Origin of the sequence: uncultured Tenacibaculum sp., from assembly GCF_947494125.1 — a bacterium.
Classification (GTDB): Bacteria; Bacteroidota; Bacteroidia; order Flavobacteriales; family Flavobacteriaceae; genus Polaribacter.
The window spans coordinates 63,498-69,524 of sequence record NZ_CANLTU010000014.1 but is presented as its reverse complement, the minus strand read 5'-3'; the positions used below and the strand labels follow the sequence as shown (position 1 = coordinate 69,524).

The window sequence follows — 6,027 nt, the reverse complement described above, 5'->3', positions numbered from 1 at the left end:
GAAGATACTACTGCACCAGTATTTGTAGAGAGTTTACCAGAAAGCACAACAGTTAGTTGTGATGCAATTCCAACTGCGGAAGTATTAACAGCAACGGATAATTGTGATTCAGAAGTAACAGTAAATTATTCAGAGGTAATTACAGGACAGGATGATGAATGTGCATCGGTATATACAATAACAAGAACATGGATATCAGAAGATTGTGCAGGAAATAATATAAGTCATACTCAAGAAATAAAGGTTGAGGATAATGAAGCACCAGAACTGGTTACAACATTAACAGATATAGATGTTAGTTGTGACGCAATACCAGAAATACCAACATTAGAATTTGTAGATAATTGTTCAAGTAATGTTACTCAAATAAGTTTTGAAGAGGATAATACTTTTGATGGAACAGATAATGATTATCAAATAATAAGAACTTGGACAGTTGCTGATGATTGTGGAAATACTGCAGAATTTGTACAAACAATTAATGTAACAATAGAAACTATTGAAACAACTGTAGCAGATTCAAAATGTATAGATGATGGTACGATAGATCTAAATGATTATTTATTAAATATTGGTGATGATGGTAAATGGGAAGTAACAAGTGGAAATGTAACACTTACTACAGATGCTACTTTTGATCCCTCAAACATAGCTTTAGGCGATTATGTATTTACTTATACAGTTGCTAATGAAGGTTGTTTAACATCAGTAAAAGTAACCATTAATATTAATGATGATTGTATTGTTTTACCATGTGGTCAGGAAGATGTTAAAATATCTAAAGCAGTAACACCAAACGGAGATACATGGAATGAATTTTTTAGAGTAACAGGAGTCGAATCGTGTGGATTTATAACCAATGTTAAAATGTATAACCGTTGGGGAGCAAAAGTTTACGAATCGAATAACTATGCTAATAATTGGAACGGAATTTCAGATGGATCAACTTTTGGAGGAGCAAAAAGATTACCAGCCGGAACCTATTATTATATAGTAGTGTTAGAAAATAGTGGTTTAAAACCATTTACAGGAGCAATTTATTTAGGAACCAAATAAAGTATAAGCTATGAAGCAAAATTACAGATTTCATATAATTTTCGTTTTAATAATTACAACAGTATTTAATGTTGAAAGTCAGCAATTACCACAGTTTACGCAGTATATGTATAATACTATATCTGTTAATCCAGCCTATGCAGGAAGTAGAGAGGTATTAAGTATTGTAGGTTTGCATAGAAGTCAATGGGCAGGTTTTGGAAAGGGACCAGAAACCCAAACATTGTCAGTACATACACCACTTAGAAATGATCGAATAGGATTAGGCTTGTCATTTATAAATGATAAGTTAGGATATGAAAAATTCACATATTTATATGGGGATTTTTCCTACACAATTAACTTGAGCGATGAAACTAGATTAGCTTTTGGATTGAAAGCAGGGTTTACTCAATATAATTTAGATAATGAATTATTAGTAGCAGAAGGAGGTGATCCTGGAATTAGTGGTGTTAGAAATCGTTGGGAACCTAATATAGGAGCAGGGCTCTATTTACATACTAATAAATGGTATTTAGGATTATCAGCTCCAAGGTTATTAAATATAGATCATAATGACCTTACTGTAGGAGGGATAGATTATGGTATTGTAGATAAAGTGAGTTATTATTTAACTGGAGGTTATGTATTTGATTTAAGTGATAGTGTAAAATTTAAACCAGCTACATTAATAAAAGCAACAAGTGGAGCACCTTTATCATATGATATAACAGCAAACTTTCTTTTTAATGAAAAGTTTTGGTTAGGAGGATCTTATAGATTCAATGAATTTACAGGTTCATTAGGAGCTTTAGTAGACTTTCAAGTATCAAAACAATTTCGAATAGGATATGCATATGAATATCCTTTATCAGATATAAATCAATTTTCAAGTGGTACACATGAAGTATTGTTAATGTTTGAATTAATTAAGGCAAGCAGAGTAAAATCTCCAAGATATTTTTAAAAAGTATAGATATGAAGACAAAAATTACATTTTTAATATTGATTTTTTCCTTTTCTTATTCTTTTTCACAAAAAAGAGTAGCCGACAAGTTCTTTAAAAACTATGCCTATATTAAAGCAGCAGAGTTTTATGAAAAAGCAGTTAAAAGAGGAGATAGTAGTTCTTATACTTTAACAAAATTAGCGGATTGTTATTATAATAATTCAAATTCATCAAAAGCAAATAAATGGTATGCAATAGCGGCAAAAAAAGATGAAGGTTTAAGTAATGAAAGTAAATATAAATATGCACAATCTTTAAGAAGTGTAGGAGAATATAAGAAAGCAGAAGAGTGGTTAAAAAAATTACCAGATAACAGTTCAGAAATTTTAAATGTAGACTATGAAAAGTTAAAATCATTAAATAACGATTCAATAAAAATAACCAATTTGAACGTTAATACAAAAAACTCTGATTTTGCTCCTTATGTACATAAGCAAAAATTTATGTTTGCTTCAACAAAAAATGAAAAGGGTAAAATTTATGAATGGAATAACGAACCTTATTTAGATTTATATGAAGCTACAATCATTGATTATGGTAAGTCAAAATCAATTGAAAATGTTATTCCTTTAACATCATCAAAAATAAATACAGGGTTTCATGAATCAAGTATTGCAATAACTAATGATGGAAAAACGATGTATTTTACTCGTAATAATTTAAACAAAAGAAATAAGTTAGATTATGACAAAGAAGGAACCTCACATTTAAAAATATTTAAGGCTACTTTGGTAAATAGTGAATGGACAAATATTGAAGAACTTCCATTTAATGATGAAGTGTATTCAAATGGCCATCCAGCATTAAGTCCAGATAATAAGACTTTGTATTTTACATCTAATAAACCCGGAGGTTTTGGATTAACAGATATTTATAAAGTAGCAATATTACCAAATAATACTTATGGCCCTCCTGTAAATATGGGAGAAAATATAAATACTAGCGGAAGAGATATGTTTCCGTTTGTATCAAACGATTACACATTCTATTTTTCATCAGATGGATATGAAAATTTAGGATTATTAGATATTTACAAATCAAGCTTATTAAAGAATAATTCAGCAGAAGTAAAAAACATAGGGGCACCTTTTAATAGTGGATACGATGATTTTGCCTTTTTTATGAATGAAGATAATAAAACAGGGTATTTTTCATCTAATAGACCAGGAGGAAAAGGGAAAGATGATATTTATAGTTTTCAATCATATGAATGTAAACAAACCATAAAAGGAAAAGTATATGATAATAAAACAAATGAAGTTTTAGCGAATGCTTTAGTTGAGTTTATAGGAGAAGATGGAAAAGTTATAAATAAAATAACAACAACAATTGAAGGAAGCTTTGAGTTTGAAGCAGAATGTAATAAGAAGTATACTTTAAGAGGAACAAAAATTGATTATAAAGACGATTTAAAAAATGTAGAAACTACAAATATCCATCACAAAATTATAGAACAAGATTTATTTTTAACACCGTTAATAATTGATAAAGAAATTGTAATAGCTCCAATATTTTTTGATTTTGATAAATGGAATATAAGGCCAGATGCTGCTTTTGAACTTGAATATGTAGTTAAAGTACTAAATAATCACCCAGACATGATTATTAAAATAGAATCGCATACTGATAGTAGAGGAGGAGATTTATATAATGAAACGTTATCTGATAAACGAGCAAAATCGACTAGAGATTATATTATATCAAGAAATATAGAAAAACAAAGAATAGAAAGTGCAATAGGTTATGGAGAAAAACAATTAGTAAATAAATGTCGTAATTATATTCCTTGTACAGAGGAAGAACATCAAGAAAATAGAAGATCAAAGTTTATAATACTAAACGATTATAAATAATTAAGTGTTTCCCAGTAGCAGGTTTTCCAAAAAGCCTTCATTCAATAATTATTGAATGAAGGCTTTTACTATTGTTAAAAATTCAAATAAACAATAACATTATTTTTTAATAAAGATGTTGGTAAAATACCATTTACCATCGTTATCTTTCTCTGCAGAAATTTCAAAATGAGTAAAATTTCCTTCTATATTCTTTTTGTGACTTTCACTTTTAACCCAAGCGTTTACAACAGATTCAGCAGAAGAATAACCATAAGCAACATTTTCTCCAACACCAACAGCATTAGCATTTTGTGTTAAGTATTCTTTGCGTTGATAGAAAAAATCGTGAGAGATTTTATTCTGATCAATCATATAATTAGTATGAGTATTGGCTTGTGACTTTATAGTTTGCAATTTATTTAAAACAGAAAGTCCATTAGCAACTCTGTAGTTGTTAATAAGAACTAATATTTCCGCTTCAATAGATTTTTCAGCAATAACAGTTATTGGCTCTGAAGTGTTTCCAGCCAATTCTATTTCGCTATTTGACGAGCATGATGTTAAAACTAATGCACATAACACTAGTAATAACCGTAGGGGTTGGTTATTCATTATTAGGGGTATAGGGGTTAATAAAAAACGTTACAAATATATGTCAAAAGAATTAATATTTACGTCTAATGTGTTGATTATTAGTTAAAAAGGGTGTTTTTCCTATGTTAGATAGCTTGCTTTATAAAATCTTCATATTCATAAAAAAACAATTCAAATTGCTCCATGGTCTCAACATAAAATTCATAACAATCACGCCAAGTATTTTTGTTATGAATGCTAAATTTTTTCTCATAAGGAACATAAATCCGATGTATAATTTTTCTATTATCTAATTCAAAATTATCGTTATAAATTACTTCAGGTAAATATTCTGATTCCAAAATGTTTTTTAAAGAAAGTAATTGATCGAATAAAAGTTCGTTAGCAACACTATCAGGATGTTCAAAATCTAAACATACTGATGCTTTCTTTCGATCAGCTTGAAATTTAAAAGCAAAACCTTTAATTTTAGTATTGTACAACAACCATTTTCTTGGAAAAGATTTTCCAAAACTAGTCCAAAATTCTTTACGTAATAGAGCAGATTCTTCTTTACTAAACATTAATTAATTTATTAAGATACTTATAGTAATTATTACAGCTCCAACCCAGTAAAAATATTGCGCAAAATTTATTATTTTTTGCTCATTTTTGACAAAGAATTTGATAGCAGGGTTTTCATCTATTTTTGTGAAACTTTTATGAAAACTAACTACTTTTTTTATTAGGAAAGGAATAATATATTTATTCCATAAATAAATAATTAGAAGTATTATAAAGATTTCTATTATTTTCAGTAAATAGTTCATAAAAGTATTAATTTATCCATGAACTTTAGCAATAGTCCCGCGACTTCTCATCATCTCAGCTTCAAAAGCAACTAAGTCGTCCCATTTTTTATCAACAAGCTCTCTGTCTTGATATTTTCGAGCAAAACCTAAAAAAGTAGTGTAGTGATTGGCTTCAGAAATCATTAAATCCTTGTAGAATTTAGATAACTCTTCGTCCTCCATATTTTCAGAAAAAACTTTAAAACGTTCACAACTTCTAGCTTCAATAATAGCAGCTATTAGTAAACGTTGAATTAAAGCTTCCGTACGATCTTTAGTTTTAGTAAAGAATTTTTGTAATTGAATAGCATAATCATTCTTTTGTTCTCTACCTAAAACCATCCCTCGTTTTACCATAAAATCATGAACCATTTTAAAATGTTCCATTTCTTCAATAGCAATAGCACTCATGCTTTGTACAAGCTCAGTTTCTTCAGAATAATTAATAATTATAGATACAGCATTAGAAGCAGCTTTTTGTTCTAAAAAAGCATGATCTGTTAATATCTGTTGTAAATTATCTTTAGCAATATCTGCCCAAGAAGTTTCTGTTTCAAATTTTAATCCTAACATGTTCTTATTTCAAGATGGAAGGCAAAATTAAGAATTATTAAATGTAAGAAAGAATAGTACTTACTTTTCTTTTTATAAAGTAATTCAACTCATGCTTTTTTATAAAATTATTTAAGTTATTTTTTATAGTAGTGTTTTTAAAATACTTAAC

General features: G+C 28.5%; 6 protein-coding genes. 3 read left to right on the top strand and 3 right to left on the bottom strand.

Translation table 11 applies throughout. The features are described from left to right. From Q0881_RS16025 to Q0881_RS16015, 3 genes are all read left to right on the top strand, one after another. Nucleotides 1-1,056: gliding motility-associated C-terminal domain-containing protein (locus tag Q0881_RS16025; protein WP_299162483.1), on the top strand; the 1,056-nt coding region annotated here is incomplete at its 5' end. Between the two features lie 10 nt (nt 1,057-1,066). Then, complete coding sequence (locus Q0881_RS16020) at nt 1,067-2,002, top strand: type IX secretion system membrane protein PorP/SprF (protein WP_299162481.1); 936 nt, start codon at nt 1,067-1,069, stop codon at nt 2,000-2,002. Between the two features lie 11 nt (nt 2,003-2,013). Continuing rightward, nucleotides 2,014-3,897 carry an OmpA family protein gene (locus tag Q0881_RS16015; protein ID WP_299162479.1) on the top strand — a complete coding sequence of 628 codons (1,884 nt, stop codon included), beginning with the start codon at nt 2,014-2,016 and terminating at the stop codon, nt 3,895-3,897. Nucleotides 3,898-3,996: 99 nt separating this feature from the next. On the opposite strand, the gene Q0881_RS16010 is transcribed toward Q0881_RS16015, so the two are convergent. The 3 genes from Q0881_RS16010 to Q0881_RS16000 form a co-directional block, all read right to left on the bottom strand. Beyond that, entirely contained in the window at nt 3,997-4,491 is a 495-nt protein-coding gene (locus tag Q0881_RS16010; RefSeq protein ID WP_299162477.1) for a CAP domain-containing protein, read from the bottom strand. Between the two features lie 107 nt (nt 4,492-4,598). Next, nucleotides 4,599-5,036: a DUF4268 domain-containing protein gene (locus Q0881_RS16005; RefSeq protein WP_299162475.1), complete on the bottom strand. Its 438-nt coding sequence runs from the start codon at nt 5,034-5,036 to the stop codon at nt 4,599-4,601. Nucleotides 5,037-5,294: 258 nt separating this feature from the next. Beyond that, a complete protein-coding gene (locus tag Q0881_RS16000; RefSeq protein WP_299162473.1) occupies nt 5,295-5,876 on the bottom strand; it encodes a tRNA-(ms[2]io[6]A)-hydroxylase in 582 nt (193 codons plus the stop codon). Between the last annotated feature and the right edge of the window lie 151 nt (nt 5,877-6,027).